The organism is Pseudomonas sp. R11F (genome assembly GCF_050312575.1).
Lineage (GTDB): Bacteria > Pseudomonadota > Gammaproteobacteria > Pseudomonadales > Pseudomonadaceae > Aquipseudomonas > Aquipseudomonas palleroniana.
Genome location: NZ_JBNPJU010000037.1, coordinates 72,538 through 99,349, shown reverse-complemented (window position 1 = coordinate 99,349; position 26,812 = coordinate 72,538). Strand labels below are relative to the sequence as shown.

The following is a 26,812-nucleotide window of genomic DNA, read 5'->3' as shown; positions in this document are numbered from 1 at the left end:
ATGGAACGGCAACTGGACGCTTATTGCGCTCACCTGCGCAACGAGCGCCAGGTGTCGCCCCATACCCTGCAAGCCTATCGGCGGGACCTGGACAAGGTCCTGGCACACTGTAAAAAACAGCAGATCACCAGCTGGAAAGCCCTGGATATCCAGAGCCTGCGCAGCCTGATCGCCCGCCTGCACCAGGCCGGCCAATCTTCGCGCAGCCTGTCACGCCTGCTATCAGCGGTGCGTGGCCTGTATCACTTTCTGAACCGCGAGGGTCTGTGCGACCACGACCCGGCCAATGGCCTCTCTCCGCCGAAGGGCGAACGACGCCTGCCGAAGACGCTGGATACCGATCGCGCCCTGCAATTGCTCGATGGCGCCGTTGAAGACGACTTCCTCGCCCATCGCGACCAGGCGATCCTTGAGCTGTTCTACTCCTCTGGCCTGCGGCTATCGGAACTGACCGGCCTGAACCTTGACCAACTGGACCTGGCCGACGGCCTGGTGCAAGTGCTCGGCAAGGGCAGCAAGACCCGCGTGCTGCCGGTGGGCCGCAAAGCCCGGGAAGCGTTGCAACTGTGGCTGCCGCTGCGCGCCCTGGCCAACCCGGTGGACGATGCTGTGTTTATCAGCCAACAGGGCCGGCGCCTCGGACCACGGGCAATCCAACTGCGGGTCAAGGCGGCCGGAGAGCGAGAATTGGGGCAGAACCTGCATCCACACATGCTGCGCCACTCCTTTGCCAGCCATCTGCTCGAATCCTCCCAGGACCTGCGTGCGGTACAGGAGCTGCTCGGCCACTCCGATATCAAGACTACGCAGATCTACACCCACCTCGATTTCCAACACCTGGCAACGGTATACGACAGCGCCCATCCTCGGGCCAAACGCATCAAGGGCGGCGACTCATGAGTATCAAGCTGATCACTTTCGACCTGGACGACACCCTGTGGGACAACGTCCCCGTCATTATCAGTGCCGAAGCGTCGATGCGCGAATGGCTGGCGACCCATGCCGCCAAGGTCGGCGACCTGCCGCTTGAGCATTTCGCCAGCCTGCGCCAGCAAGTGCTGGAGCGCCATCCCGAGTTGAAGCACCGCATCAGCATCCTGCGTCACCGGATACTGCTGCACGCATTTGAAGAGGCCGGCTATCCACCGCCTGAAGCCGCACAGATGGCGGACATATGCTTCGAAGCATTCATCCATGCGCGTCATCAGCTCACCCCTTTTCCCGAGGCCGAGCCTATGCTTCAAGCCTTGCGCCAGCACTTCCTGCTGGGGGTGATCACCAATGGCAATGCCGATGTGCAACGTGTGGGGCTGGCGGACTACTTTCACTTCGCCCTGCGCGCTGAAGATATCGGCATTGCCAAGCCGGATGCGCGACTGTTTCAAGAGGCATTGCAGCGGGGTGGCGTGGATGCCGACCAGGCGGTGCATATTGGCGATCATCCGGGGGATGACATCGCTGGGGCGCAACAGGCGGGCCTTCGGGCGGTGTGGTTCAACCCGACGGGCAAGGCGTGGGAAGCGGACAAGCGTCCGGACGCGGAGATTCGCAGCCTGACCGAGTTACCGCGACTGCTCGCCAGCTGGCAATGACCTGTCTACGGTTCTACACCCGCGCTGGGGGGCGAAGCCGCCCCAACAAGGACATCGCGGTATTTCAGAAAGACCGAGGCGCCTGGGTTTAGGGCGGCTTTGCCCCCCAGTGCGGGGCAAGCCCGCTCACTACAATGACCAGGGCATGAAAAAGCCCGCAGCGACGGCGGGCTTTTTCTTACAAGCAGGTGACTGACCTCAGATAGGTCGGCTGCCGTACTTGTTATCCGGCTTCTTCGGTGGGTCTGCCACCACGTTAGCCTCGACTTCCTGCACTTTGCCACCTTTGGCGAGGAACTCTTCCATCGCACGGGCCAGCGCGTCGCGCTCTTTGTTCTTGGCTTCAACACTCGGCAGTTCGTCTACCGAAACCGCAGCCTTGGCTTTGCCTTTGGCCGCAGGAACAGGTACATCATCGCCACCGTCGTCTTCAGCAACGTCTTCCGCCGCGGCTTCAAGACCTTCTTCGGTGTCGTCGTCGTCACCCACTTCGAGGTCGTCGTTTTCCAGATCATCGTCGCTCATGTTCTACCTCATGACTTGCGAAAAGCAGATTAGTTATAGCCCAGCTTCGCCTTCTGTCGAAGGTCGCCGGAAAAAAATCAACATCCACCGGATAACCAGTGGCTTATGCCTCATCACCGTGCAAGGTGGCGAGGACTTTACGAGCACCGCCATGATCACGGTGCTCGCCCAGATAAACACCTTGCCAGGTCCCCATCGCCAAGCGGCCGGCCTTGACCGGCAGACTCAGCTGGCAGCCCAGGAGACTGGCCTTGAAGTGCGCCGGCAGATCATCCGGACCCTCGTCGTTGTGTTCAAACCCCGCACGGCCCTGCGGCACCAGTGAGTTGAAATAACGTTCGAAGTCACGGCGAACCGCCGGATCGGCGTTCTCGTTGACCGTCAACGAGGCCGAGGTGTGCTGCAGCCACAGATGCAACAGGCCCACGCGACATGCCTTCAATTCAGGCAAGCCGGCGAGCAACTCATCGGTTACCAGGTGAAAACCCCGGGGCTTGGCCCGCAGAGTAATCAGGGTCTGTTGCCACATACAGTTCTCCGCCTATCGGCGCGCATTCTAGCGTGCTCTGGAAAAAAACAAAGTGCCGAATACGCCTACATGCCTGTAAGACATTCGCACGGTAAAAAGTGCCGTGTGCGCCGCATCACAAAGTCCGCACAAAAACCGTTACAGCCTTTTGGAACTGACAAACGCCAGACAAAAAAATGCCCGGCAAGCCGGGCATCTTTTTTTCGCGGATTTACAAGTTGTAACCGCGTTCGTTGTGTTGCGCCAGATCGAGGCCGACCGCTTCTTCTTCGTCGGTAACCCGCAGGCCCATCACCACATCCAGCACCTTGAGGATGATGAAGGTCACGATGGCCGTGTAGATCACGGTGAAGCCGACGCCTTTGCACTGAATCCAGACTTGCGCCGCGATATCAGTGGTGGCTGCGTTGAAGCCGCCCAGCGAAGGCGCCGCGAACACACCAGTCAGGATCGCACCCAGGATACCGCCGATACCGTGAACGCCGAAGGCATCCAGGGAGTCGTCGTAACCCAGCTTGCGTTTCAAGGTAGTGGCGCAGAAGAAACACACTACGCCGGCAGCCAGGCCGATCACCAAGGCGCCCATCGGGCCCACGGTGCCGGCGGCTGGAGTGATTGCCACCAGGCCAGCCACCACGCCCGAGGCGATGCCCAGTGCGCTCGGCTTACCGTGGGTGACCCACTCGGCGAACATCCAGCCCAGTGCCGCAGCGGCGGTAGCGATCTGGGTCACCAGCATTGCCATACCGGCAGTACCGTTGGCAGCCGCCGCGGAGCCGGCGTTGAAGCCGAACCAACCCACCCACAGCATGGCCGCGCCGACCAGGGTGTAACCCAGGTTGTGCGGTGCCATCGGGGTGGTCGGGAAGCCTTTACGCTTGCCGAGTACCAGGCACGCCACCAGGCCAGCCACACCCGCGTTGATGTGCACCACGGTGCCACCGGCGAAGTCCAGCACGCCCCAGTCGCCCAGCAACGAACCCGGACCGCCCCATACCATGTGGGCAATCGGTGCGTAGACCAGGGTGAACCAGACGCCCATGAAGATCAGCATCGCGGAGAACTTCATACGCTCGGCAAAAGCACCGACGATCAGCGCAGGAGTAATGATGGCGAAAGTCATCTGGAAGGTGACGAACACCGCCTCGGGAAACAGCGCCGCAGGGCCCGTGATGCTCGCTGGGGTCACGCCCGACAGGAACAACTTGGACAGGCCGCCCACGAAGGAGTTGAAGTTGACGACGCCCGCTTCCATACCGGTGGTATCGAACGCCATGCTGTAGCCGTAGACAAACCACAGGATGGTGATCAGGCCAGTGATGGCGAAGCACTGCATCATCACGGAAAGAATGTTTTTGGAGCGCACCATGCCGCCGTAAAACAGCGCCAGACCCGGAATGGTCATGAACAGCACCAGCGCGGTGGAGGTGAGCATCCATGCCGTGTCGCCGGAATTGAGGACTGGAGCAGGTGCTGGGTCCGCCGCCAATGCCAGGGCAGGCATTACGAGGGACAACAGGGCTCCTAGCCCTGCGAATTTACGCAGAGTCATATTGTTTTCTCCTGGGGCGTTAAGGGGTTTGGCGGCTTAGATTGCGTCGGTATCGGTTTCGCCGGTACGGATGCGAATAGCCTGTTCCAGATTGACCACGAAGATCTTGCCGTCACCGATCTTGCCGGTGTTGGCCGCCTTGGTTATCGCCTCGATAACCCGGTCAAGATCCTTGTCGTCAATGGCGACATCAATCTTCACCTTCGGCAGGAAATCGACCACGTATTCCGCGCCGCGGTACAGCTCGGTATGACCCTTCTGCCGACCGAAGCCTTTGACCTCAGTAACGGTAATGCCCTGCACGCCGATCTCGGACAGTGACTCGCGTACATCGTCCAACTTGAACGGCTTGATGATGGCAGTGACTAGCTTCATGAAAACTCTCTCCCGAATTGGTGGACTTGCCCCAGGAAAACAAACCCGTCTCAAGTCTAAGCGCAGTGCCTGGCTTTGTAACGCATCGTCGCCTCGACAATTACCGTGGCGACGCCAGCGAACCACTGGTGACGAAACCTGTACCCCTGATCCGTCGGCGCACTGCATTCGTCACAGCGACTGCATCAGTGCATGGGTCATGATCGTCTAAGCAGAAACCTTGCCAGCTCCGTAAAAATCATTGAAATCAGTCCATTGCCCACTTGTGCCCACCCGCGGGGCGTTTTGACGACGCCAATGCGCACAAAAACAGTGCGCCACCGCCAGACCTCCTGCGCGAAAAGCGTGCGCTCGCGGCCGTGAAAAAGACTATAGACGCTGCGTGATACACTGGCGCCCAACAGTTTTCCGGAATATTTCCCATGCTCGCGCCCAAAGACTTCCTCGACGCCCTCAGCGGCCACGCCTCTCGCTTGTTCAGCGGCGAAACCCCGCTGCCTCGCACTGAAATCGAAAGCCAATTCAAGGCGCTGTTGCAAAGCGGCTTCAGCAAGCTCGACCTGGTGAGCCGGGAAGAATTTGACAGCCAGATGGTCGTGCTTGCCCGCACGCGAGCGCGACTCGAGAGCCTGGAGGCGAAGGTGGCGGAACTGGAAGCCAGGCTGACGCCACCCGCCGAATGAGCACGGTCAGTGTGGGCGCTGTCGAGCGTTAGCCCGGCAGAGCCCACATAAAGCGCTGCTGCCTGCGCCGGATACGTTCTGTAAAACCTCCCCCGCTTCGCTCTTCCCCGCCTCGTCTACCCTTGAAAAACCGCAAGAAGCGGCACCCTTTTCAAGGAACGCGCATGTCCCTCGCCATCGTCCACAGCCGCGCCCAGGTTGGCGTCGAAGCCCCCGCAGTGACCGTCGAAGTGCACATGGCCAATGGTCTGCCTTCGCTCACATTGGTGGGTCTGCCGGAAACGGCTGTGAAGGAAAGCAAGGACCGCGTGCGCAGTGCGATCCTCAACTGCGCACTGCAATACCCGTCCCGCCGCATCACCCTCAACCTCGCGCCCGCCGACCTGCCCAAGGACGGCGGGCGTTTTGATCTGGCGATTGCCTTGGGGATCCTGGCGGCCAGTGTGCAGGTGCCGGCATTGATGCTCGATGATGTGGAATGCCTGGGAGAGTTGGCACTGTCCGGCGAGGTACGGGCAGTCAAAGGGGTGCTGCCGGCGGCGCTGGCAGCGCGCAAGGCCGGGCGCACTGTAATAGTGCCTCGGGCGAATGCCGAAGAGGCCTGCCTGGCGTCGGGGTTGAAGGTGATTGCGGTGGATCACCTGTTGCAGGTGGTGGCGCACTTGAACGGGCACGTACCGATCGAGCCTTACAAGTCCGACGGTTTGCTGTGCCTGAACAAACCTTACCCGGACCTGAGCGAAGTACAGGGTCAGCTTGCAGCCAAGCGCGCGCTGCTGATTGCCGCTGCGGGCGCGCATAACCTGCTGCTCAGCGGGCCGCCCGGCACCGGCAAGACCTTGCTCGCCAGCCGGCTGCCCGGGTTATTGCCACCGTTGAGTGAGCAGGAAGCGTTGGAAGTCGCGGCGATTCAATCGGTGGTCAGCGAGGCGCCGCTGAGCCATTGGCCGCACCGGCCCTTTCGCCAGCCGCACCACTCGGCTTCCGGGCCGGCGCTGGTAGGCGGCGGTTCAAAACCACAGCCGGGCGAAATTACCCTGGCCCATCACGGCGTGTTGTTTCTGGATGAGTTGCCAGAGTTTGATCGCAAGGTACTTGAGGTGCTGCGCGAACCCCTGGAATCAGGGCATATCGTCATCTCCCGCGCCCGTGATCGCGTCAGTTTCCCGGCCCGCTTCCAGTTGGTCGCCGCCATGAACCCCTGCCCTTGCGGCTACATGGGCGAACCCAGTGGACGCTGCCGCTGTACACCGGAGCAGGTCCAGCGCTACCGCAACAAACTCTCGGGGCCATTGCTGGATCGCATCGACCTGCACCTGACCGTCGCCCGGGAAACAACCGCACTTAATCCGACGCCGCAGCCTGGCGATAACACGCAGAAGGCTTCAGCACGCGTGGCCGAGGCTCGCGAGCGCCAGCAAACGCGTCAGGGCTGCGCCAATGCGTTTCTCGATCTACCGGGGTTACGCCAGCATTGCACGCTGTCCAAACCGGATGAGGCCTGGCTGGAGAGTGCGTGCGAGCGGCTCACCCTATCCCTTCGAGCAGCCCACCGGCTGCTGAAAGTTGCGCGCACTCTCGCAGATCTGGAGTGCTCGACCAAAATAGGTCGAGACCACATTGCCGAAGCGCTGCAGTACCGGCCTGCGGCGTCCAGCCCGGCCGATCAACGATGAACCGTTCGAAGCCAGCGCCGCCACTCAGGCCAAGACGATCAACGAAACCGATCCACTTCATGACGCAAGCCCGCCGCCAGGGTTTCCAGCTCCTTGGCGGTAATCGCCAGGTTCGACACCACTTCACGCTGCTCGCTGTTGGCCAACGCAATGCTCTGCAGATTGCTGCTGAGCACATTTGCGGTGCTGCTCTGCTCCTGGGTCGCCGTGGTGATCGCCGCGAACTGCTGCCCGGCCGAGCGGCTTTGTTCGTCGATACGTGCCAGGGCCGAGGCCACGTCGGCGTTACGCGACAAGCCTTCCTGCATCAGCACATTGCCGTGTTCCATGGTGCTGATGGCGTTGCCGGTTTCCTGTTGGATGCTCTGGATCATCCCGGAAATTTCGTCAGTGGCTTGGCGGGTACGCGACGCCAAGTTGCGCACTTCGTCAGCAACCACGGCAAAGCCACGCCCCTGCTCACCGGCACGGGCGGCCTCGATCGCGGCGTTGAGCGCCAGCAGGTTGGTCTGTTCGGCGATCGAGGTGATCACCCCCACAATCCCGCCGATTTCCTGGGAACGCTGGCCCAAGGTGTTGATCACCGTAGCCGTGCTGTTCAACGCAGCGGCGATGTGTTCCAGGGACGACGACGCCTCTTGCATCGAGGTACGGCCGATGCGGGTTTGCTGGGCGTTTTCCTGGGCCAGGCGTTCGGTATTGCCCATGTTGTCGGCAATGTTCAACGACGTGGCGCTGAATTCTTCCACCGCACCGGCCATGCTGGTGATCTCGCCGGACTGTTGCTCCATGCCTTCATACGCGCCGCCGGACAGACCGGACAATGCCTGCGCCCGACTATTGACCTCTTCGGCTGCCTTGCGGATGTGCGACACCATGGTCGACAGCGCTTCGCCCATCTGGTTGAAGGCGCGCGCCAACTGGCCGATTTCATCATGGCTGGACACGTTCAAGCGTGCGCTCAAATCGCCGGCACCCAGGGCTTCGGCCTGGCGCACCAGGTCACTCAGGGGCTGCAGTTTGCGGCGCAGCAACCACACCACTGCGCCCACCGCCAGCAACATCGCCAACACGCTGCCGATCACCAGGCGGATCCCCACCGCCCAGGTCACCGAGCGAATCTCGGACTTCGGCATGCTCGCCACAACCGACCACGGGCCGCCCTCAAAGGGCACCGCGACGCTATAGAAGTCTTCGTTCTTGTCACTCCAGAATTGCCCTTCGCCCGGCGCTTTCGCCAGTTCGAGCATCACTGGGATGGCCTGGTCCGGTGCCTGCACGCCAGCGGGTGGTACCAGCCAGTGTTTCTGTTCATCGAGCAAGGCCAGGGAACCGGTCTGGCCGATACGGAAACGCTTGAGATTGTCGAACTGGGCCTTCTGCTCATCGGTGTAGTCAAAACCGATGAACAACACGGCGATCACTTTGCCGCCAGCGTCACGCACCGGGGTGTACTGGGTCATATAGGCCCGGTCGAACAACACCGCACGGCCGACATAACCCTGCCCAGCCAGCAGGCGCTGGTACGCCGGGTGCTGGTGATCGAGCACGGTGCCGATGGCGCGGTTGCCGTCCTGCTTGGTCAAGGAGGTGCTGACGCGGACAAAGTCTTCACCGCTGCGTACGAATACCGTCGCCACACCGCCGGACATTTGCTTGAAAGCGTCCACTTCCCCGAAGTTGTTGTTCAACACCACATCGCCCAGGTACAAGCTCGGCGTTTGCACACCGGCCACGCTAACCGGCTGGTCCGCCCGCACGCTCAACCCGGCGCCGAAGCGCTTTTCAAACAGCCCGCTCAAACGCTGGGTACTTTCGCGCAAGGTGCCGTGGAAGGTATTGAGTTGATCGGCGAGCAGGCGTGCCTCGCTGGCCAGGTGTTCCTCGCGGGTGTCGAGGTTGGCGGAGTCGAGGGAACGCAGGGCGAAAACCGTACTGCCGCTGATGGCGACAGCCAGAATCACGGCCAAGGCGAGACCTAATTGGGAGGCGATCCGAGCGCGAGGTTGAGACATGACAGCTCCTGGCCGAGGCCAGGATCATCCTGATCTCATAGCGTTGCTCGGCAAATTATCTAGTGGGTAGCAAGGGTGCACGATGGTTCCACACCCCTTCTTCGGCGGGTGCGGGCAATACTTGAGTGCTGTGCAGAGGTATCGCGCAAACGATTGCAATCTACGCTCAATCCAGGCGCTCAACCTGTGGCAATTCCATCGCACGGACCTCCCCTTGAAGAAACTCCGCCAACCGCCGCAAGCGCTCACCACCGGGGCGGGTTTTCGGCCATACCAGGTAGTAATTTTCCCCACTGGCCACCGCTGTCGGCCAGGGCAAGCTCAAGCGCCCCTGGGCCACATCCTCGGCCACCATCAACAGATCGCCCATGGAGACCCCGTAACCTCTCGCGGCAGCGATCATGCCCAACTCAAGGGTGTCGAACACCTGCCCGCCCTTGAGCGACACCTGGGATGACAGCCCCATGCGCTCCAGCCAGTTGCGCCAATCGCGGCGGTCGGGCGTGGGATGCAACAGTTCGGCGCCGGCCAGGCGCGCGACGTCCCAAGGCCCATCCTCCAGCAGGTTCGGCGCCCCCACTGGAACCAGCAACTCGGGGAACAGGTAAACGGCCTCCAGATCCGCCGGAAAATGCCCGTAGCTGAGCAGCACCGCGCAGTCGAAGGGCTCCTGGTTGAAGTCGACCTCATCCACGCTCATCCACGCGCTGGTCAGTTGCACCTCATTGCCCGGCTGCAGGGCCCGGAAGCGACTGAGCCGCGCCAGCAGCCAACGCATGGTCAACGTGGGCGGTGCCTTCATGCGCACAATGTCATCTTCGGCGTTCAAGGTCTCGCAGGCCCGCTCCAGGGCAGCGAAACCTTCGCGCACGCCGGGCAACAACAGGCGCGCGGCTTCAGTGAGCTGCAAGGTCCGACCGCTGCGCTGGAACAGGCGACAGGCAAAATGCTCCTCCAGCGTGCGAATGTGCCGGCTCACTGCACTCTGGGTAATCGACAGCTCCTGCGCCGCACGGGTGAAGGAGTTATGCCGGGAAGCGGCTTCAAAGGCGCGCAAGGCATAAAGCGCAGGCATACGACGAGACATTGAGAAGCTCCTACGGGGCAATCCCCAAACCCTACCAGAATCCCTCAGACATGAGTTTTAATCATGCTGATGATCGCATTTATCGTTTTGTGCATTGAACCCAGAGCGTCGAGAATCAACCCTTCCCCAACTCTCTGACTTTTCGAGCGTGATGATCATGCAACATTCGGCGCGTAGCGAACTCTGGGCCATTCTGCGGCTGTCGGGGCCGTTGATTGCCTCACAGTTGGCCCACATGCTGATGGTGCTGACCGACACCCTGATGATGGCCCGCCTGAGCCCCGAAGCCCTGGCCGGTGGTGGCCTGGGTGCGGCGAGTTACTCATTCGTGGCGATTTTCTGCATTGGCGTGATTGCCGCCGTGGGCACCCTGGTTGCCATTCGTCACGGCGCGGGCGATATCGAAGGCGCCACCCGCCTGACCCAGGCCGGGCTGTGGCTCGCCTGGCTGATGGCCCTGGCGGCGGCGCTGCTGCTGTGGAACCTCAAGCCAGTACTATTGATGTTCGGCCAAACCGAATCCAACGTGCACGCGGCAGGGCAATTCCTGACGATCCTGCCGTTCGCCCTGCCCGGCTACCTGAGCTTCATGGCCCTGCGCGGCTTTACCAGCGCCATCGGCAAGGCGACGCCGGTCATGGTGATCAGCCTGTGCGGCACCGTGCTCAACTACCTGCTCAACCATGCGTTGATCGAAGGCATGTTCGGCCTGCCGAAACTGGGCTTGATGGGCATCGGCCTGGTGACGGCCATCGTAGCCACCAGCATGGCCCTGGCACTGATGTGGTACATCCGCAGCAACCGGGCCTACGCGGCCTACCCGCTGGGTTCGGGCCTGCTACGCCTCAACACCCAATACCTGCGCGAGCTGTGGCGCCTGGGCCTGCCGATTGGTGGCACCTATGCGGTGGAAGTCGGGCTGTTCGCCTTCGCGGCGTTGTGCATGGGCACCATGGGCAGCACGCAGCTGGCGGCGCACCAGATCGCGCTGCAAATTGTTTCGGTCGCGTTCATGGTGCCGGCGGGCATGTCATACGCGGTAACCATGCGCATCGGCCAGCATTACGGTGCCGGGCAGCTGCTGCAGGCGCGCTTGGCCGGGCGAGTCGGCATCGGCTTTGGCGCGATGATAATGCTAGGGTTTGCGGCAGTACTCTTGTTGTTTTCCGACCCGCTGATCGGACTTTTCCTGGACCATGACGACCCCGCCTTCCACGATGTCATCGTCCTGGCCGTCAGCCTGCTGGCCGTGGCCGCCTGGTTTGAGCTGTTCGACGGCGTGCAGACCATCGCCATGGGCTGCATCCGCGGACTGAAGGACGCCAAGACCACTTTTCTGGTGGGCTTGGGTTGCTATTGGCTGATCGGCGCACCCTCGGCGTGGTTGATGGCCTTTACCCTGGGCTGGGGACCGACCGGGGTGTGGTGGGGCCTGGCGCTGGGGTTGGCGTGCGCGGCCATCGCCCTGACCTGGGCGTTTGAAGCGAAGATGAAGCGGATGATTCGCCAGGAGCCTGAAATTCGCACTGAATTTCAGGCCATGCTGCCGGACTAGGGTCTGCAAGCCACTAGCCCAACAGCGCCTCCTGGCTCTTGCCGAACGTCAGGTACTCCACCAGCTCCGGCAAGGGCAGCGGCTTGCTGATCAGGTAACCCTGGGCCTGGTCGCAGCCAAACAGACGCAACAACGCCAGCTGCTCAGGGGTTTCCACGCCTTCGGCCACCACTTCGAGGTTGAGGTTGTGGGCCAGGTTGATCATCGCGTGGACTAATTTGCGGTTCTCTTCGCGCTCTTCCATGCCCCCAACGAAACTCTTGTCGATCTTCAACAAGGCAATCGGCAAGCTGTTGAGGTGCACGAACGATGAGAAACCGGTGCCGAAGTCATCCAGGGAGAACCGCACACCGAGGCGCCCCAAGGCATCCATGGTCTGCTTGACCAGATCGCTGCGACGCATCACGGCGGTCTCGGTCAACTCGAACTCCAGCCACTTGGCCTCCACACCACGCTCGGCGATCAACCGACTGAGAGTGGAGAGCAACTGGCTGTCCTGGAACTGGCGAAACGACAGGTTGACGGCCATGTGCAGCCGCGGCAGATCGCGCTCGCGCAGGTCTTGCATGTCGCGCAAGGCTCGAGAGATCACCCAATAACCCAGCGGCACGATCAAACCGCTCTGTTCGGCCAGGGGTACGAACTCACTGGGCGGCAACAGGCCCCGTTCACCATGGCGCCAGCGCACCAGGGCTTCCAGGCCAACGATATGCCCGTCGTCCAGGTCCAGGCGCGGCTGGTAATGCAATTCCAGCTCGTCACGGCGCAACGCGCGGCGCAGCTCGCTTTCCAGGTCGGCCAGGCTGCGGGCGTTACGGTTGATGCGTTCGTTGAAGATATGAAAGGTACAGCCCTGGGTGCTCTTGGCCTGCTGCATGGCGATATGGGCGTGCCACATCAACGGGTCGGCACCGGCGCGTGCGCGGGCATGCGCCACACCGAGGCTGCAACCGATCAACAAGCTTTCGCCGTCGACCCAGTACGGCTCGGCCATCACTTCGGTGATGCGCTCGGCCATCCATTCGGCACGCTGGGGCGCACGCCGGGTATCGATCAGCAGGGCGAACTCATCACTGCCCAGGCGCGCCAACTGGTCCCCGGCTTCAAGCTGGCTCTTGAGCCGTGAGACCACTTGCAGGATCAACCGGTCGCCGGCCTGGTGGCCCAGGGCATCGTTGGCATGACGGAAGTTATCGAGGTCCAGATGGCCGAGCGCCAGGCCTCGCCCTTCGTTTTCCGCCAGTCGTGCGGCCAGCAGGGTCTGGAAACCCTGGCGGTTGGCAATACCGGTGAGCGGATCCTGTTCGGCCAGGCGCTGCAAGGTGTTCTCCAACACACCGCGCTCACGGACATGGCGCAGGCAGCGGCGCAACGTATCGGCATCCAATACACTGCGCACCAGCCAGTCGCTGACACCCAGCGGCGAAACCAGTGGTTCCTGCTCCAACAGCAAGACGCACGGCAGGCTGCAACGGCCAGGGCCGGGTTGCAGGCTGGGCGTGGTCAATAGCACGGCACTGTGGTCGTCATCGAACAGACGACTCACCGAGTCCCAGTTGGGCGCACTGATCAGCACAGCCCCATCGCCCATCGGCACCAGGCACTCGCGCAACAACGCTGCCCACTCAGGCGGATCGGCCAGAAGCAGCAAACGCAAGGGTTCGACAGGCGTAGACAAGCTAGCTCCCTAGACTCTGCAAGATTTCAATGGCGGCGGGCAGTATGACGTGCGGCCTGAGAATCACCCATGATAAGGCTTATCAGAGGCACAGGCTGCACACATCCGCTGCAAAAAGCTCCCACATCCTGCGACAAAGTATCAAAACCGGCAAATTTAGATCGAGTGGTACGTCACACCGTCGTTCTGTGAGAGCAGAATCCTGCCAGCCTGTTAAAATGCCCGCCCTTTTGAACAACGACCCCCTGAATTCCGTATGTCCCGACTCAATCCCCGGCAGCAAGAAGCCGTGAACTACGTCGGCGGCCCTCTATTGGTGCTCGCCGGCGCCGGCTCCGGCAAGACCAGCGTGATCACCCGCAAGATTGCGCACCTGATCCAGAACTGCGGCATCCGCGCCCAGTACATCGTCGCCATGACCTTTACCAACAAGGCGGCGCGCGAAATGAAAGAGCGTGTCGGCACGCTGCTCAAGAGCGGCGAAGGCCGTGGCCTGACTGTGTGCACCTTCCACAACCTGGGCCTGAACATCATCCGCAAGGAGCATGTGCGGCTGGGCTACAAGCCAGGTTTCTCGATATTCGACGAAACCGATGTGAAGTCGCTGATGACCGACATCATGCAGAAGGAATACGCAGGCGACGACGGCGTGGATGAGATCAAGAACATGATCGGCGCCTGGAAAAACGACCTGATCCTGCCGGCCCAGGCCCTGGAAAATGCGCGCAACCCCAAGGAACAGACCGCCGCCATCGTCTACACCCACTATCAACGCACGCTCAAGGCGTTCAACGCGGTGGACTTCGACGACCTGATCCTGCTGCCGGTGAAGTTGTTCGAGGAACACGCCGATATCCTCGAAAAATGGCAGAACAAAGTGCGCTACCTGCTGGTGGACGAATACCAGGACACCAACGCCAGCCAATACCTGCTGGTGAAAATGCTGATCGGCAAGCGCAACCAGTTCACCGTGGTAGGCGACGACGACCAGTCGATCTACGCCTGGCGTGGCGCCCGCCCGGAAAACCTGATGCTGCTCAAAGAGGACTACCCGTCCCTGAAAGTGGTGATGCTGGAGCAGAACTACCGCTCCACCAGCCGTATCCTGCGCTGCGCCAACGTGCTGATCTCCAACAACCCCCACGAGTTCGAAAAGCAACTGTGGAGTGAGATGGGGCATGGCGATGAGATCCGCGTGATCCGCTGCCGTAACGAAGACGCCGAAGCCGAGCGCGTGGCCGTGGAAATCCTCAGCCTGCACCTGCGCACCGACCGGCCCTACAGCGATTTCGCGATTCTGTACCGAGGCAACTACCAGGCCAAACTGATCGAACTGAAATTGCAGCACCACCAGGTGCCGTATCGCCTGTCGGGCGGCAACAGCTTCTTCGGACGCCAGGAAGTAAAGGACCTGATGGCCTACTTCCGGTTGATCGTGAACCCGGACGACGACAACGCCTTCCTGCGCGTAATCAACGTGCCACGTCGGGAAATCGGTTCCACCACCCTGGAAAAGCTCGGCAACTATGCCACCGAACGCAAGATCTCGATGTACGCGGCCACCGATGAAATCGGCCTGGGCGAGCATCTGGATACCCGCTTCACCGACCGCCTGTCGCGCTTCAAGCGCTTCATGGACAAGGTGCGCGAGCAGTGCGCCGGCGAAGATCCGATCAGCGCGCTGCGCAGCATGGTCATGGACATCGACTATGAGAACTGGCTACGCACCAACAGCTCCAGCGACAAGGCCGCGGATTACCGCATGGGCAACGTCTGGTTCCTGATCGAAGCGCTGAAGAACACCCTGGAAAAAGACGAAGACGGCGAGATGACCGTCGAGGACGCCATCGGCAAGCTGGTGCTGCGCGACATGCTCGAACGCCAGCAGGAAGAGGAAGACGGCGCCGAAGGTGTGCAAATGATGACCTTGCATGCCTCCAAGGGCCTGGAGTTCCCCTACGTGTTCATCATGGGCATGGAGGAGGAAATTCTCCCGCACCGCTCCAGTATCGAAGCCGACACCATTGAAGAAGAACGGCGACTGGCCTACGTGGGTATTACCCGCGCGCGCCAGACCCTGGCCTTCACCTTTGCTGCCAAGCGCAAGCAATATGGCGAAATCATCGATTGTGCCCCCAGCCGGTTCCTCGACGAACTCCCGCCGGATGATCTGGCCTGGGAAGGCAATGACGACACCCCCACCGAGGTGAAGGCCGTTCGCGGCAACACCGCCTTGGCAGATATACGCGCGATGTTAAAGCGCTAGAATCGACTACTTTTTAATCTACTTTCGACGCACGCTGCGTCAACAGAGGAAGCTTTCCGTGGAAGCACTGCACAAGAAAATTCGCGAAGAAGGCATCGTGCTTTCCGATCAGGTACTCAAGGTCGACGCCTTTCTGAACCACCAGATCGACCCGGCACTGATGAAGCTGATCGGCGACGAATTCGCCGCGCTGTTCAAGGATTCGGGCATCACCAAGATCGTCACCATCGAAGCTTCGGGCATCGCACCAGCGATCATGACCGGTCTGAATCTCGGCGTGCCGGTGATCTTCGCCCGCAAACAACAGTCCCTGACCCTGACTGAAAACCTGCTGTCGGCCACGGTGTACTCCTTCACCAAGAAAACCGAAAGCACCGTGGCCATTTCCCCGCGCCACCTGACCAGCAGCGACCGCGTGTTGGTCATCGACGATTTCCTGGCCAACGGCAAGGCATCGCAGGCGCTGATTTCGATCATCAAGCAAGCCGGCGCAACCGTCGCGGGCCTGGGCATCGTGATCGAGAAATCCTTCCAGGGTGGCCGTGCGGAGCTGGACGCGCAGGGTTATCGGGTTGAGTCGCTGGCGCGGGTTAAATCGCTGGCCGGTGGTGTTGTCACCTTCATCGAGTGATTTGCTGCACAGCAAATACCCGGTGAATACAGATCAAAATGTGGGAGGGGGCTTGCTCCCGATGGCAGTGAGTCAGCTAACACATTCGTTGACTGGCGCACCGCTATCGGGGGCAAGCCCCCTCCCACATTTTATTCAGGTTAGCTGTCAGTGCCCGGTGGCCTGCAAGCCGGCCAGTAGCAGGCGCTGATACAGGTCCTCCTTCAGCCCCTCGGGCTTATCCAACCGCATCCGCTTGAGGTGCTCAGGAAACGCCCCCGGCTCCGGCGCATCCAGCGCAGCCTTGCCCAACTCCAGAATCTCCGTCAGCTTGAATTTGCTCTTGAGCCAGTTCAATGCGCGCAACAGATCTTTTTCTTCATCAGTGAAATCAGTGCCCAGTGGATACTCGAGAAACAACCGCCGATGCCGAGCCTGAAGCGCCTGTAGCCGCTGCGGCGTATTGTCGGTAAAACGCGGGTCCAGCTGGAAATCCTCGGGCAGCTTGCCGGCCTTCTGTGCCTGTTTGATCAAGTCGTCCTGGAAACGGGAGTCGGTAATGTTGAGCAGCGCCTCGATCACCTTGGCGTCCGTCTGCCCACGCAGGTCGGCAATGCCGTATTCGGTGATGACGATGTCCCGCAGGTGCCGTGGGATAGTGCAGTGGCCATACTCCCAGACGACATTGGAGCTGACCTCCCCTGCCGACTCGCGCCAACTGCGCAGAATCAGGATCGAACGCGCGCCTTCCAGCGCATGGCCTTGGGCGACAAAGTTGTACTGCCCTCCCACGCCGCTGAGCACGCGACCGTCTTCCAACTGGTCGGCCACGCCCGCACCGAGCAACGTCACCATGATCGCGCTGTTGATAAAGCGGGCATCCTGGCGCTGCAAACGCTTGAGTTCTTCCTGGCCATACAGCTCGTTGATGTAGCTGATGCGGGTCATGTTGAATTCAAGACGCTTGGCGTGGGTCATTTCCTGCAAGCGCTGGTAAAAACTGCGTGGCCCGAGGAAGAAACCGCCATGGATCGATACGCCGTCGGGCTGCGCTGCATCATCCAGGGTGCCGGCGTTGGCTTGCGCCTGGGTCGCCACATCGGGGTAGACCTTACGCCGCACAATGCCGGCATCGGCCAGCACCAGCAGGCCATTGACGAACATTTCGCTGCAGCCATAGAGGCCCCGCGCAAAGGGCGCGACGCCGCCTTCACGGCTGATCAGCGGTGCCCACTGGTACACATCCAGGTCCGTCAACAGTAGCCGGTAAGCTTCGTTATCCGCCTGACGCGCCAGCAGAGCGGCGGTCAGCGCATCGCCCATGGAACCAATACCGATCTGCAAGGTGCCGCCATCGCGCACCAAGGTGCTGGCATGCAGGCCGATAAAATGATCCTGGAAACCCACCGGCATATTCGGTGTGGAGAACAGCGTGGTGCTGTCCTTTTCGTCGAGCAGGTAGTCGAATGCGTCCATGCCCAGCTCGGCATCGCCAGGCATGTAAGGCAAATCGCTGTGGACCTGGCCGACGATCAGGATGGTCTCACCCGCTTCGCGGCGCTTGGCGATCAGCGGCAACAGGTCAAGGGTGATATCCGGGTTGCAGCTCAGGCTCAGGCGGTCAGGGTGTTCGGCGCTACTGGCCACCAACTGCGCCACCAGATTCAGGCCGGCTGAGTTGATGTCGCGAGCGGCATGGCTGTAGTTGCTGCTGACGTAGTCCTGCTGGGCCGACGCACTGTGGAGCAGGCTGCCAGGCTGCATGAAGAACTGTTGTACGCGGATATTGCTGGGCAAGCTGTCCTTGTGCAGGTCGGCGAGAAAATCCAGTTCCGGGTAATCGCCGAATACCCGATCGATAAAGGGTTCGAGAAAGCGCTTCTGCAAACCATCACCCAGGGTGGGACGGCCCAGGCTCAGTGCGGTGTAGATCGTCAGCGATCGCTCCGGCAGCTTGGCGATACGTCGATACAGCGCGTTGGCGAACAGGTTGGGCTTGCCCAGCCCCAGCGGCATGCCCATGTGGATATGCGCCGGCAAGCGCGCCAGCACGTCGTCAACTGCTTGCTCGATTGAACACAACTGCACCATCCGACACTCCTGAACATTCCGTGATTAGGGGTTGGACCGAGCTTGCCGGGTCTTTGCTGCAATGAACAGCTGCGAATCATAAACAACGGGCACAAAAAAGCCGCTAGTCAGCGGCTTTTTGGCGAAGTTCGGCGGATTACAGGCCAGACATCTTCTTGATTGCGCCTTCAAGGTCTTCAAGGCTGCAATCAGCACAGGTGCCCATCGGCGGCATTGCGTTCAAACCATGCTTGGCGACCTGCGCCAAACCTTTGGTACCTTTTTCGGGAGCCTCGATCTTGAGTTCTGCCAGTACGGCATCGACATGGCCAAGCCGTTCTTTCCAGGCGGCCGTATCACCAATTTTCGGCGCGTTCAGCAGTCCGGTGCCATGGCACGCGTTGCAATGCTTGGCAATTACATCATCCGGCGTTTTAGCCGCGCCACCGCCGGCCGCCGCCACGGCAACCTCCATTCCCTTGCATTCCTGGCCCTGAACACAGACTTGGCCGACAGGCTCCAAGCGTTTGGCAATCTCATCATTGGTCGCAGCTTGAGCGCTGACAGCCCATAGGGCCAATACGGTTGCTGGTGCAGCCAGCATTTTCATAATTAGGTTCACGCGTTCACCCTCAATGGTGGCTATTCACGCCTGCGGCCACGGTTTCGCAGGCGGCGAAAGTATAACGGTTAGCCCGTTGGGCCGAAACAACCCTATTAAACAAAGGGAGATTCGACCTCACGGAATACAGCTACGGATGCCTCTGCAACGCTGGCAGGGCGCCTCTTTTTTAAAAGTTCGCGGGTGTGGCTGCGCTGATTAGTCGCGCCGGCACGTCGAACGGATTGCGAAAACGGTGCGGCTTGGTGCTTTCAAAGTAGTAGCTATCGCCGGCTTCGAGCACAAAAGTTTCAAGACCGACCACCAACTCCAGCCGCCCCTCCACCAGAATCCCGGTTTCCTCGCCTTCGTGAGTGAGCATCTCTTCGCCGGTGTCGGCACCCGGCGGGTAGATTTCGTTGAGAAACGCAATCGCCCGGCTGGGGTGTGCACGGCCCACCAGCTTCATGGTGACGGCACCGTCCGAGATGTCGATCAGCTCATTGGCTTTATAGACGATCTGCGTCGGTATTTCCTGGAGGATCTCCTCGGAAAAAAACTCGACCATGGACATGGGGATGCCGCCCAGCACCTTGCGCAAGGAGCTGATCGAGGGGCTGACACTGTTTTTTTCGATCATCGAAATGGTACTGTTGGTGACGCCCGCACGCTTGGCGAGCTCACGCTGGGAAAGACCTTTGAGCTTACGGATGGATTGCAGTCGTTCGCCGACGTCCAATGCAGGAGCCTCCTAGGATTCAGGCGTTGTTGTATTTGAGCGTTATCATGGCGACAGCGTTCAGTATTTACAACACTTGGGCCTAAATCCCGGGCAGCTGTGTTCGTACCTGGCGCTCAAGCGCCGCAATAGAGCCTTGGCACGCGGCGCAGGTTGCAGAAGATCTGGTAGGGAATCGTCTCGGCAGCGGCGGCGACGTCACTGGCCAGGATATTTTTACCCCATAGCTCCACCGTCGAACCGAGACCGGCCTGGGGTACGTCCGTCAGGTCGATACACAGCATGTCCATGGAAACACGGCCCAGCAATTGGCTGCGCTGGCCGGCCACCAGCACGGGTGTGCCGGTAGGCGCGTGACGTGGATAACCGTCCGCATAGCCCATGGCAACCACACCGATGCGCATCGGCTTGGGTGTGACGAATTTTGCGCCGTAGCCCACCGGCTCGCCGGCCGGCAACTCACGCACACAAATGACTTTGGACTCCAGGGTCATCACCGGCTGCAAACGCGCAGCAATGGCCTGGTCTTCACCAAACGGCGTGGCGCCATACAGCATGATGCCCGGGCGTACCCAGTCGCTGCCCACCCCCGGCCAACCCATCACCGACGGCGAATTGCGCAGGCTCACCTCGGCCGACAAGCCTTGGCGCGCCGCTTCAAACACCGCAACCTGCTCATCACTGCTTACGCAATCCAGCTCATCCGCGCGGGCGAAGTGGCTCATCAACACGATCTTGGCGACTTTGCCGCTGGCCAGCAGGCGCTGGTAAGCCTCGTGATAGTCCTTGGGGTGCAGGCCCACGCGGTGCATGCCCGAATCCAGCTTGAGCCAGACCGTCAGCGGTTTGCTCAAGCGGGCCTGCTCGATGGCCTCCAGTTGCCATAACGAATGCACCACGCACCAGAAATCATGCTCGATGATCAGCGGCAGCTCGCTGGCTTCGAAAAAACCCTCCAGCAGCAGTACCGGCGCACGGATACCGGCGGCGCGCAACTCCAGCGCCTCTTCGATACACGCCACGGCAAACCCGTCCGCCTCGGTTTCCAGCGCCTGTGCCACACGCACGGCACCATGGCCGTAGGCATCGGCCTTGATCACGGCGAGGGCCTTGGCCCCCGTGACTTCACGGGCCAGTTGGTAATTGTGGCGCAGGGCTTGGAGATCGATCAGGGCACGGGCAGGACGCATGGCGGCAGGCTTCTAGGCGGCAAAGTGAAGAAAAACCGGCACCGACCCATAACGTCGGCACCGGGGAGGAATCCGGGTTTAAGGCAGCGCGGCCACGACGGACAGCTCTACCAGAATTTGCGGCTCGCACAGTTTGGCTTCAACCGTGGCACGCGCCGGAGCCACGCCTTTGGGCAGCCATTTGTCCCATACCGCGTTCATACCGGCGAAATCGGCGTCGATGTCTTTCAAGTAGATCGTCACCGACAGCAGTCTGGTTTTGTCGGTGCCGGCCAGGTCGAGCAAGCGCTCGATATTGGCCAGGGTTTCACGGGTCTGCTGTTCAATCCCGGCACTCATGTCGTCGCCGACTTGACCGGCCAGATACACGGTACCGCTGTGAACGACGATCTGGCTCATGCGCTCATTGGTGAGCTGGCGCTGGATTGACATGTTTTGCGGACTCCTGGTGGTTGCCATAACGGGAAATATCGAGACCTTCGGCACTGATCTGCGGGGTTTTCTTGGCCATCAGGTCGGCCAACAAACGACCGGAGCCGCAGGCCATGGTCCAGCCGAGCGTGCCATGGCCGGTGTTCAGGAACAGGTTCTTGAACGGGGTTGCACCGACAATCGGTGTACCGTCGGGGGTGGTCGGGCGCAGGCCGGTCCAGAACGTGGCTTCGGCCAAATTGCCGCCCTGAGGATAAAGGTCGTTGACGATCATCTCCAGGGTTTCCCGCCGACGCGGGTTGAGCGACAGGTCAAAACCGGCTATTTCAGCCATGCCGCCCACCCGGATGCGGTTGTCGAAACGGGTGATGGCGACCTTGTAGGTCTCGTCGAGAATGGTCGACGTCGGCGCCATCGCCGGGTTGGTGATCGGTACGGTCAACGAGTAACCCTTGAGCGGGTATACCGGCGCCTTGATCCCCAGGGGCTTGAGCAATTTCGGCGAGTAGCTGCCCAGGGCCAGCACGTAGCGGTCGGCAACTTCCAGCTTGCCGTCGACCCACACGCCATTGATGCGGTCGCCGGCATAATCCAGGCGCTGGATGTCTTGTTCGAAACGGAACTCGACGCCCAGTTGCTTGCACATTTCGACCAAACGCGTGGTGAACATCTGGCAATCACCGGTCTGGTCGTTGGGCAGGCGCAGGGCGCCGGCTAAAATATCCGTAACACTGGCCAACGCCGGCTCCACGCGGGCAATTCCAGCGCGATCAAGCAGCTCGAACGGCACGCCAGACTCTTCCAGCACGGCAATATCCTTGGCGGCGCCATCGAGCTGGGCCTGGGTACGGAACAGTTGGGTTGTGCCCAGGCTGCGGCCCTCGTAGGCAATGCCGGTCTCGGCGCGCAACTCATCGAGGCAGTCGCGGCTGTACTCGGACAGGCGGACCATGCGCTCCTTGTTCACCGCATAACGGCTGGCGGTGCAGTTGCGCAGCATCTGCGCCATCCACAGGTATTGATCGATATCGGCGGTGGCTTTGATCGCCAGCGGTGCATGACGCTGCAACAGCCACTTGATGGCCTTGAGCGGCACGCCCGGTGCGGCCCAGGGCGAGGCATAACCAGGGGAAACCTGGCCTGCGTTGGCGAAACTGGTTTCCATGGCAGCGGCAGGCTGACGGTCGACCACCACGACTTCAAAGCCGGCCCGAGCCAAATAGTAGGCACTGGTCACGCCAATGACGCCGCTACCCAAGACCAGAACGCGCATTTTTATATCCTCATCACGGCTTGGCCGCTGACGTGTGTTGTTCGAGCAATGATGCGCGCAGTATAAAAAGCAATCGCCAGTGCATTTCACTATATAACTGCCTATATTTGGCGACAATTCTCGGCAGTAACCCTTTTCACAGAGGCGTATCCCCTATGCGTACCAACACTCAGACCAAGCGGGAGCTGGATAAGATCGACCGCAATATCCTGCGCATCCTGCAAACCGACGGACGCATTTCGTTCACGGAGCTTGGCGAAAAGGTGGGGCTGTCGACCACGCCATGCACCGAGCGCGTGCGCCGGCTGGAACGCGAAGGGATCATCATGGGCTACAACGCGCGACTGAACCCGCAGCACTTGAAGGGTAGCTTGCTGGTATTTGTCGAGATCAGCCTCGATTACAAGTCCGGCGACACCTTTGAAGAATTCCGCCGCGCCGTACTGAAACTGCCCCATGTGCTGGAGTGCCACCTGGTGTCGGGGGACTTTGACTACCTGGTGAAAGCGCGGATTTCGGAGATGGCCTCCTACCGCAAATTGCTTGGCGATATCCTGCTCAAGTTGCCCCATGTGCGGGAGTCCAAGAGTTATATCGTGATGGAAGAAGTCAAAGAGAGCCTGAACCTGCCGATCCCGGATTGACTGGCCCACCCGGATCAACTGTGGGAGGGGGCTTGCCCCCGATAGCGGTGGATCACTCAGCACTTCTGCTGCCTGACACACTGCAATCGGGAGCACGCCCCCTCCCACATTTTTTGACTGCCTATATCCCGTCAGACCAGCACCTGCCGCGTACTCGCCATGTAGTCGTGGATCTGCTTCTCCACCCGTGGGTGAATCAGCTCCACCGGGCGCCGCCCATTGGGGCACGGCAAGGTCTTGGTGGTACCGAACAACCGACAGATCAACGGGCGTTCGTCATACACCGTGCAACCGTTGGGGCCCAGGTGCACGCAGTTCAGCTCGTCCATGGCCGCCTCCTGTTCGGCGGCAGTCTTGCGTGGCAGGCGCGACATTTCTTCAGGTGACGTGGTCACTGGCCCACAGCAGTCGTGGCAACCGGGAACGCACTCGAACGAGGGAATCTGTCGGCGCAGCGCGCTGATTTTCTGACTGTTGCAACTCATCAACACAGTTACCGAACGGCGAATAGGCATGAATTCTGACGCAAAACGCCCTGCGCAGACAGCTTCATCCGACCGCTGTATCCTGCGTCAAATTTTCCAAACAGGGATGCGCCCATGACTGCCAGCGCCCGGCACACCACGTCTTACTACGCTGCCAGCAGCGTTCTGCAACCCGACTACCCGGCGCTGGCCGGTGAAATGCGTGCGGATGTGTGCGTGATCGGCGGTGGTTATTCCGGGCTCAATACCGCGCTGGAACTGGCCGAGCGCGGCTTCAGCGTGGTGCTGCTGGAAGCCCGCAAGATCGGTTGGGGCGCCAGCGGGCGTAACGGCGGCCAGTTGATTCGGGGCGTCGGCCACGGCCTGGACCAGTTCGCCAACGTTATCGGCACCGACGGCGTGCGCCAGATGAAGTTGATGGGCCTGGAGGCGGTGCAAATCGTGCGCGAGCGCATCGAGCGCTATCAGATCCCCTGTGACCTGACATGGGGCTATTGCGACCTGGCGAACAAACCTCAGCACCTGCAGGGCCTGGCTGAAGACGCCGAAGAACTGCGCAGCCTCGGCTACCGGCATGAAGTGCGCCTGCTGCAAGCCAGCGAAATGAGCAGCGTGATCGGCTCCGAGCGTTATGCCGGCGGCATGATCGACATGGGCTCCGGCCACCTGCACCCGCTGAACCTGGCCCTCGGCGAGGCCGCCGTTGCGCAGCAATTGGGGGTGAAGCTGTTCGAACAATCAGCCGTCACACGCATCGACTATGGCCCTGAGGTCAACGTACACACGGCTCAAGGCAACGTACGCGCCAAGACGCTGGTGCTGGCCTGCAACGCTTATCTCAATGGCCTGAACCCGCAGTTGAGCGGCAAGGTGCTGCCCGCCGGCAGCTACATCATCGCCACCGAGCCGTTGAGCGAAGCCCAGGCCGCCAACCTGCTGCCGCAGAACATGGCGGTGTGTGACCAACGGGTGACGGTGGATTACTTCCGCCTGTCCGCCGACCGCCGCCTGCTGTTCGGCGGTGCCTGCCATTACTCCGGCCGGGATCCCCAGGACATCGCTGCCTATATGCGACCGAAGATGCTCAAGGTGTTCCCACAATTGGCTGACGCAAAAATCGATTACCAGTGGGGCGGCATGATCGGCATCGGCGCCAACCGCCTGCCGCAGATCGGCCGGTTGGCGGAGCAACCCAATGTGTATTACGCCCAAGCCTATGCAGGCCACGGCCTCAATGCCACGCACCTGGCCGGCAAACTGCTGGCCGAAGCCATCAGCGGCCAGCAACAGGGCCGCTTCGACCTGTTCGCCCGAGTGCCGCACATCACTTTCCCCGGCGGCAAGCATTTGCGCTCGCCGCTGTTGGCATTGGGAATGCTCTGGCACCGTTTCAGGGAGTGGGTCTGATTCAGCCGCGCCAGAAGGGTTTCAAACCTTCCTCGCGGGCCTGCTCAGCGGTCAGCCCCACATCGCGCAATTGCTCCGGGGTAAGCGCCAGCAGAGCCTTGCGCGTGTGACGACGGTGCCAGAACAGGTTCCAGCGGCAGCGGGTCGACATCGACAGCGTGCGTGCCTGCCCCGCTTCCAGTTCCTGACCGTGTAACACCAACCGCACATCGCTCATGCCTCTCATTTTGCCGCCCCTCATTTGCCTGTTGCCATGAGTGACTAGGATCACCGAGCGGATGAAACCATTACAGATTCAACTCAGTTTTATTAAATCCATACAGATACTGCCTTTAGTCCCTTGAATCCTGTATTTTCCTTGCATCTGTACTGGTCCCTCAGGAGCGGCCATCATGACCCTTTACGTCAACCTTGCCGAACTACTGGGCACGCGCATCGAGCAAGGCTTCTATCGCCCCGGTGATCGCCTGCCCTCCGTGCGGGCGCTGAGTGTGGAACACGGGGTCAGCCTGAGTACCGTGCAACAGGCGTATCGCGTGCTGGAAGACAATGGCCTGGCAATGCCCAAGCCCAAGTCCGGCTACTTCGTGCCCGTCGGCCGCGAGCTGCCGGCCCTCCCCGAGGTTGGGCGCCCGGCCCAACGGCCGGTCGAGATTTCCCAGTGGGACCAGGTCCTGGAACTGATTCGCGCGGTGCCACGCAAAGATGTCATACAGATGGGCCGCGGTATGCCGGATGTATTGTCACCCACCATCAAGCCTTTGCTACGCAGCCTGGCCCGCGTGAGTCGTCGCCAGGATCTGCCTGGGCTGTATTACGACAACATCCTCGGCTGTATGGAGTTGCGTGAACAGATTGCCCGGCTGTCGCTGGATTCCGGCTGCCAACTCACCGCCGAAGATATCGTTATCACCACCGGTTGCCATGAGGCACTGTCGGCCAGCATTCATGCCATCTGCGAGCCGGGCGACATCGTTGCGGTGGACTCGCCGAGCTTCCACGGCGCCATGCAAACCCTCAAGGGCCTGGGCATGAAAGCCCTGGAAATCCCCACCGACCCCATCACCGGCATCAGCCTGGAAGCCCTGGAGCTGGCGCTGGAGCAGTGGCCCATCAAGGTCATCCAGCTGACCCCCAACTGCAATAATCCGCTGGGCTACATCATGCCCGAGGCCCGCAAACGTGCGCTGCTGACGCTGGCCCAACGCTTTGATGTGGCGATCATCGAAGACGACGTATATGGCGACCTGGCCTACAGCTACCCGCGCCCGCGCACCATCAAGTCCTTCGACGAAGATGGCCGTGTCTTGCTCTGCAGCTCCTTTTCGAAAACCCTGGCTCCGGGCCTGCGTATCGGCTGGGTGGCTCCGGGCCGGTATCTGGAGCGGGTGCTGCACATGAAATACATCAGCACCGGCTCCACGGCGACGCAGCCGCAGATTGCCATTGCCGAATTCCTCAAGAACGGTCATTTCGAACCGCATTTGCGGCGGATGCGCACCCAATACCAGCGCAATCGCGACCTGATCCTCGACTGGGTCAGCCGCTATTTCCCGGCGGGTACCCGCGCCAGCCGACCCCAGGGCAGCTTTATGCTATGGGTCGAACTGCCGGAAGGTTTCGACACCCTCAAGCTCAATCGCGTGCTGATGGAACAAGGCGTACAGGTGGCTGTGGGCAGCATCTTTTCCGCATCAGGCAAATACCGGAACTGCCTGCGCATGAATTACTCTGCCAAGCCAACCCCGCAGATCGAAGAAGCGGTACGCAAGGTCGGCGCAGCCGCGATCAAGTTACTGGCCGAGGCCGAAGACTGACCTTTCCTCAA

At 60.9% G+C, this 26,812-nt stretch carries 24 protein-coding genes and 2 pseudogenes; 10 read left to right on the top strand and 16 right to left on the bottom strand.

Annotated features, from left to right (window positions below; all coding sequences use genetic code 11):
• The gene (gene xerC / locus ACQRBV_RS10140) at nucleotides 1-900 is read left to right on the top strand and encodes a tyrosine recombinase XerC (RefSeq protein ID WP_060753619.1); all 900 of its coding nucleotides are present in this window, start codon (nucleotides 1-3) and stop codon (nucleotides 898-900) included.
• The gene (locus ACQRBV_RS10135; protein WP_104995007.1) at nucleotides 897-1,592 is read left to right on the top strand and encodes an HAD family hydrolase; all 696 of its coding nucleotides are present in this window, start codon (nucleotides 897-899) and stop codon (nucleotides 1,590-1,592) included. Before xerC ends, ACQRBV_RS10135 begins: the two co-directional genes overlap by 4 nt.
• Nucleotides 1,593-1,790: 198 nt before the next feature.
• Here ACQRBV_RS10135 and sutA read toward each other — a convergent pair whose 3' ends face one another.
• From sutA to glnK, 4 genes are all read right to left on the bottom strand, one after another.
• The gene (sutA, locus tag ACQRBV_RS10130) at nucleotides 1,791-2,117 is read right to left on the bottom strand and encodes a transcriptional regulator SutA (RefSeq protein ID WP_060753621.1); all 327 of its coding nucleotides are present in this window, start codon (nucleotides 2,115-2,117) and stop codon (nucleotides 1,791-1,793) included.
• A gap of 103 nt (nucleotides 2,118-2,220) precedes the next feature.
• Nucleotides 2,221-2,646, bottom strand: a complete 426-nt coding sequence (locus tag ACQRBV_RS10125) for a secondary thiamine-phosphate synthase enzyme YjbQ (protein WP_060753622.1) — start codon at nucleotides 2,644-2,646, stop codon at nucleotides 2,221-2,223.
• Between the two features lie 211 nt (nucleotides 2,647-2,857).
• The gene (locus ACQRBV_RS10120) at nucleotides 2,858-4,198 is read right to left on the bottom strand and encodes an ammonium transporter (protein WP_060753623.1); all 1,341 of its coding nucleotides are present in this window, start codon (nucleotides 4,196-4,198) and stop codon (nucleotides 2,858-2,860) included.
• A gap of 36 nt (nucleotides 4,199-4,234) precedes the next feature.
• Complete coding sequence (glnK, locus tag ACQRBV_RS10115) at nucleotides 4,235-4,573, bottom strand: P-II family nitrogen regulator (RefSeq protein WP_002555808.1); 339 nt, start codon at nucleotides 4,571-4,573, stop codon at nucleotides 4,235-4,237.
• A gap of 422 nt (nucleotides 4,574-4,995) precedes the next feature.
• On the opposite strand from glnK, the gene ACQRBV_RS10110 reads away from it, so the two are divergent.
• The gene (locus ACQRBV_RS10110) at nucleotides 4,996-5,256 is read left to right on the top strand and encodes an accessory factor UbiK family protein (RefSeq protein ID WP_060753624.1); all 261 of its coding nucleotides are present in this window, start codon (nucleotides 4,996-4,998) and stop codon (nucleotides 5,254-5,256) included.
• Between the two features lie 164 nt (nucleotides 5,257-5,420).
• The gene (locus ACQRBV_RS10105; protein WP_411984924.1) at nucleotides 5,421-6,932 is read left to right on the top strand and encodes a YifB family Mg chelatase-like AAA ATPase; all 1,512 of its coding nucleotides are present in this window, start codon (nucleotides 5,421-5,423) and stop codon (nucleotides 6,930-6,932) included.
• 38 nt (nucleotides 6,933-6,970) lie between these two features.
• Here ACQRBV_RS10105 and ACQRBV_RS10100 read toward each other — a convergent pair whose 3' ends face one another.
• The gene (locus tag ACQRBV_RS10100; RefSeq protein WP_104995012.1) at nucleotides 6,971-8,947 is read right to left on the bottom strand and encodes a methyl-accepting chemotaxis protein; all 1,977 of its coding nucleotides are present in this window, start codon (nucleotides 8,945-8,947) and stop codon (nucleotides 6,971-6,973) included.
• A 166-nt stretch (nucleotides 8,948-9,113) separates the two neighbouring features.
• On the bottom strand, nucleotides 9,114-10,034 hold the full coding sequence (locus ACQRBV_RS10095; protein ID WP_060753646.1) for a LysR substrate-binding domain-containing protein: 921 nt from the start codon (nucleotides 10,032-10,034) through the stop codon (nucleotides 9,114-9,116).
• A 151-nt stretch (nucleotides 10,035-10,185) separates the two neighbouring features.
• Here ACQRBV_RS10095 and ACQRBV_RS10090 point away from each other — a divergent pair, with 151 nt between their 5' ends.
• On the top strand, nucleotides 10,186-11,589 hold the full coding sequence (locus tag ACQRBV_RS10090) for a NorM family multidrug efflux MATE transporter (protein ID WP_411984923.1): 1,404 nt from the start codon (nucleotides 10,186-10,188) through the stop codon (nucleotides 11,587-11,589).
• A 13-nt stretch (nucleotides 11,590-11,602) separates the two neighbouring features.
• Here ACQRBV_RS10090 and ACQRBV_RS10085 read toward each other — a convergent pair whose 3' ends face one another.
• Nucleotides 11,603-13,267: a putative bifunctional diguanylate cyclase/phosphodiesterase gene (locus ACQRBV_RS10085; protein ID WP_060753648.1), complete on the bottom strand. Its 1,665-nt coding sequence runs from the start codon at nucleotides 13,265-13,267 to the stop codon at nucleotides 11,603-11,605.
• A 256-nt stretch (nucleotides 13,268-13,523) separates the two neighbouring features.
• Here ACQRBV_RS10085 and rep point away from each other — a divergent pair, with 256 nt between their 5' ends.
• Both rep and ACQRBV_RS10075 read left to right on the top strand, forming a co-directional pair.
• Nucleotides 13,524-15,533, top strand: coding sequence for a DNA helicase Rep (gene rep / locus ACQRBV_RS10080; RefSeq protein WP_060753649.1), 2,010 nt, complete (start codon nucleotides 13,524-13,526; stop codon nucleotides 15,531-15,533).
• A 58-nt stretch (nucleotides 15,534-15,591) separates the two neighbouring features.
• The gene (locus tag ACQRBV_RS10075; protein ID WP_003195447.1) at nucleotides 15,592-16,164 is read left to right on the top strand and encodes a xanthine phosphoribosyltransferase; all 573 of its coding nucleotides are present in this window, start codon (nucleotides 15,592-15,594) and stop codon (nucleotides 16,162-16,164) included.
• A 147-nt stretch (nucleotides 16,165-16,311) separates the two neighbouring features.
• Here the strand turns inward: ACQRBV_RS10075 and ACQRBV_RS10070 are convergent, their stop codons facing one another.
• The 7 genes and pseudogenes from ACQRBV_RS10070 to dadA form a co-directional block, all read right to left on the bottom strand.
• Nucleotides 16,312-18,234 (bottom strand): acetyl-CoA hydrolase/transferase C-terminal domain-containing protein, encoded by a 1,923-nt coding sequence (locus ACQRBV_RS10070; protein WP_411984922.1) that lies wholly within the window; start codon nucleotides 18,232-18,234, stop codon nucleotides 16,312-16,314.
• A gap of 136 nt (nucleotides 18,235-18,370) precedes the next feature.
• A pseudogene (locus ACQRBV_RS10065) lies at nucleotides 18,371-18,463 on the bottom strand (c-type cytochrome); the annotation flags it as partial.
• A pseudogene (locus ACQRBV_RS10060) lies at nucleotides 18,452-18,688 on the bottom strand (hypothetical protein); the annotation flags it as partial. The pseudogenes ACQRBV_RS10065 and ACQRBV_RS10060, both read right to left, overlap by 12 nt.
• Before the next feature lie 316 nt (nucleotides 18,689-19,004).
• A complete protein-coding gene (locus tag ACQRBV_RS10055; protein ID WP_003176893.1) occupies nucleotides 19,005-19,553 on the bottom strand; it encodes a cupin domain-containing protein in 549 nt (182 codons plus the stop codon).
• Nucleotides 19,554-19,669: 116 nt separating this feature from the next.
• The gene (gene alr, locus ACQRBV_RS10050; RefSeq protein ID WP_411984921.1) at nucleotides 19,670-20,743 is read right to left on the bottom strand and encodes an alanine racemase; all 1,074 of its coding nucleotides are present in this window, start codon (nucleotides 20,741-20,743) and stop codon (nucleotides 19,670-19,672) included.
• A gap of 78 nt (nucleotides 20,744-20,821) precedes the next feature.
• Nucleotides 20,822-21,175 (bottom strand): RidA family protein, encoded by a 354-nt coding sequence (locus ACQRBV_RS10045; protein WP_060753653.1) that lies wholly within the window; start codon nucleotides 21,173-21,175, stop codon nucleotides 20,822-20,824.
• Nucleotides 21,147-22,448: a D-amino acid dehydrogenase gene (gene dadA / locus ACQRBV_RS10040; RefSeq protein ID WP_090367989.1), complete on the bottom strand. Its 1,302-nt coding sequence runs from the start codon at nucleotides 22,446-22,448 to the stop codon at nucleotides 21,147-21,149. Before dadA ends, ACQRBV_RS10045 begins: the two co-directional genes overlap by 29 nt.
• Before the next feature lie 155 nt (nucleotides 22,449-22,603).
• Between dadA and ACQRBV_RS10035 the strand changes: the two genes are divergently transcribed.
• Nucleotides 22,604-23,092: an Lrp/AsnC ligand binding domain-containing protein gene (locus ACQRBV_RS10035; protein WP_003176896.1), complete on the top strand. Its 489-nt coding sequence runs from the start codon at nucleotides 22,604-22,606 to the stop codon at nucleotides 23,090-23,092.
• 131 nt (nucleotides 23,093-23,223) lie between these two features.
• Here ACQRBV_RS10035 and ACQRBV_RS10030 read toward each other — a convergent pair whose 3' ends face one another.
• A complete protein-coding gene (locus tag ACQRBV_RS10030; RefSeq protein ID WP_198761007.1) occupies nucleotides 23,224-23,577 on the bottom strand; it encodes a YkgJ family cysteine cluster protein in 354 nt (117 codons plus the stop codon).
• A gap of 114 nt (nucleotides 23,578-23,691) precedes the next feature.
• Here ACQRBV_RS10030 and ACQRBV_RS10025 point away from each other — a divergent pair, with 114 nt between their 5' ends.
• Nucleotides 23,692-24,984 carry an NAD(P)/FAD-dependent oxidoreductase gene (locus ACQRBV_RS10025; protein WP_060753655.1) on the top strand — a complete coding sequence of 431 codons (1,293 nt, stop codon included), beginning with the start codon at nucleotides 23,692-23,694 and terminating at the stop codon, nucleotides 24,982-24,984.
• Nucleotide 24,985: 1 nt separating this feature from the next.
• On the opposite strand, the gene ACQRBV_RS10020 is transcribed toward ACQRBV_RS10025, so the two are convergent.
• Nucleotides 24,986-25,210 (bottom strand): DUF1127 domain-containing protein, encoded by a 225-nt coding sequence (locus tag ACQRBV_RS10020; RefSeq protein ID WP_060753656.1) that lies wholly within the window; start codon nucleotides 25,208-25,210, stop codon nucleotides 24,986-24,988.
• Between the two features lie 166 nt (nucleotides 25,211-25,376).
• Here ACQRBV_RS10020 and ACQRBV_RS10015 point away from each other — a divergent pair, with 166 nt between their 5' ends.
• Nucleotides 25,377-26,801, top strand: a complete 1,425-nt coding sequence (locus ACQRBV_RS10015) for a PLP-dependent aminotransferase family protein (RefSeq protein ID WP_104995016.1) — start codon at nucleotides 25,377-25,379, stop codon at nucleotides 26,799-26,801.
• Nucleotides 26,802-26,812: the final 11 nt, after the last annotated feature.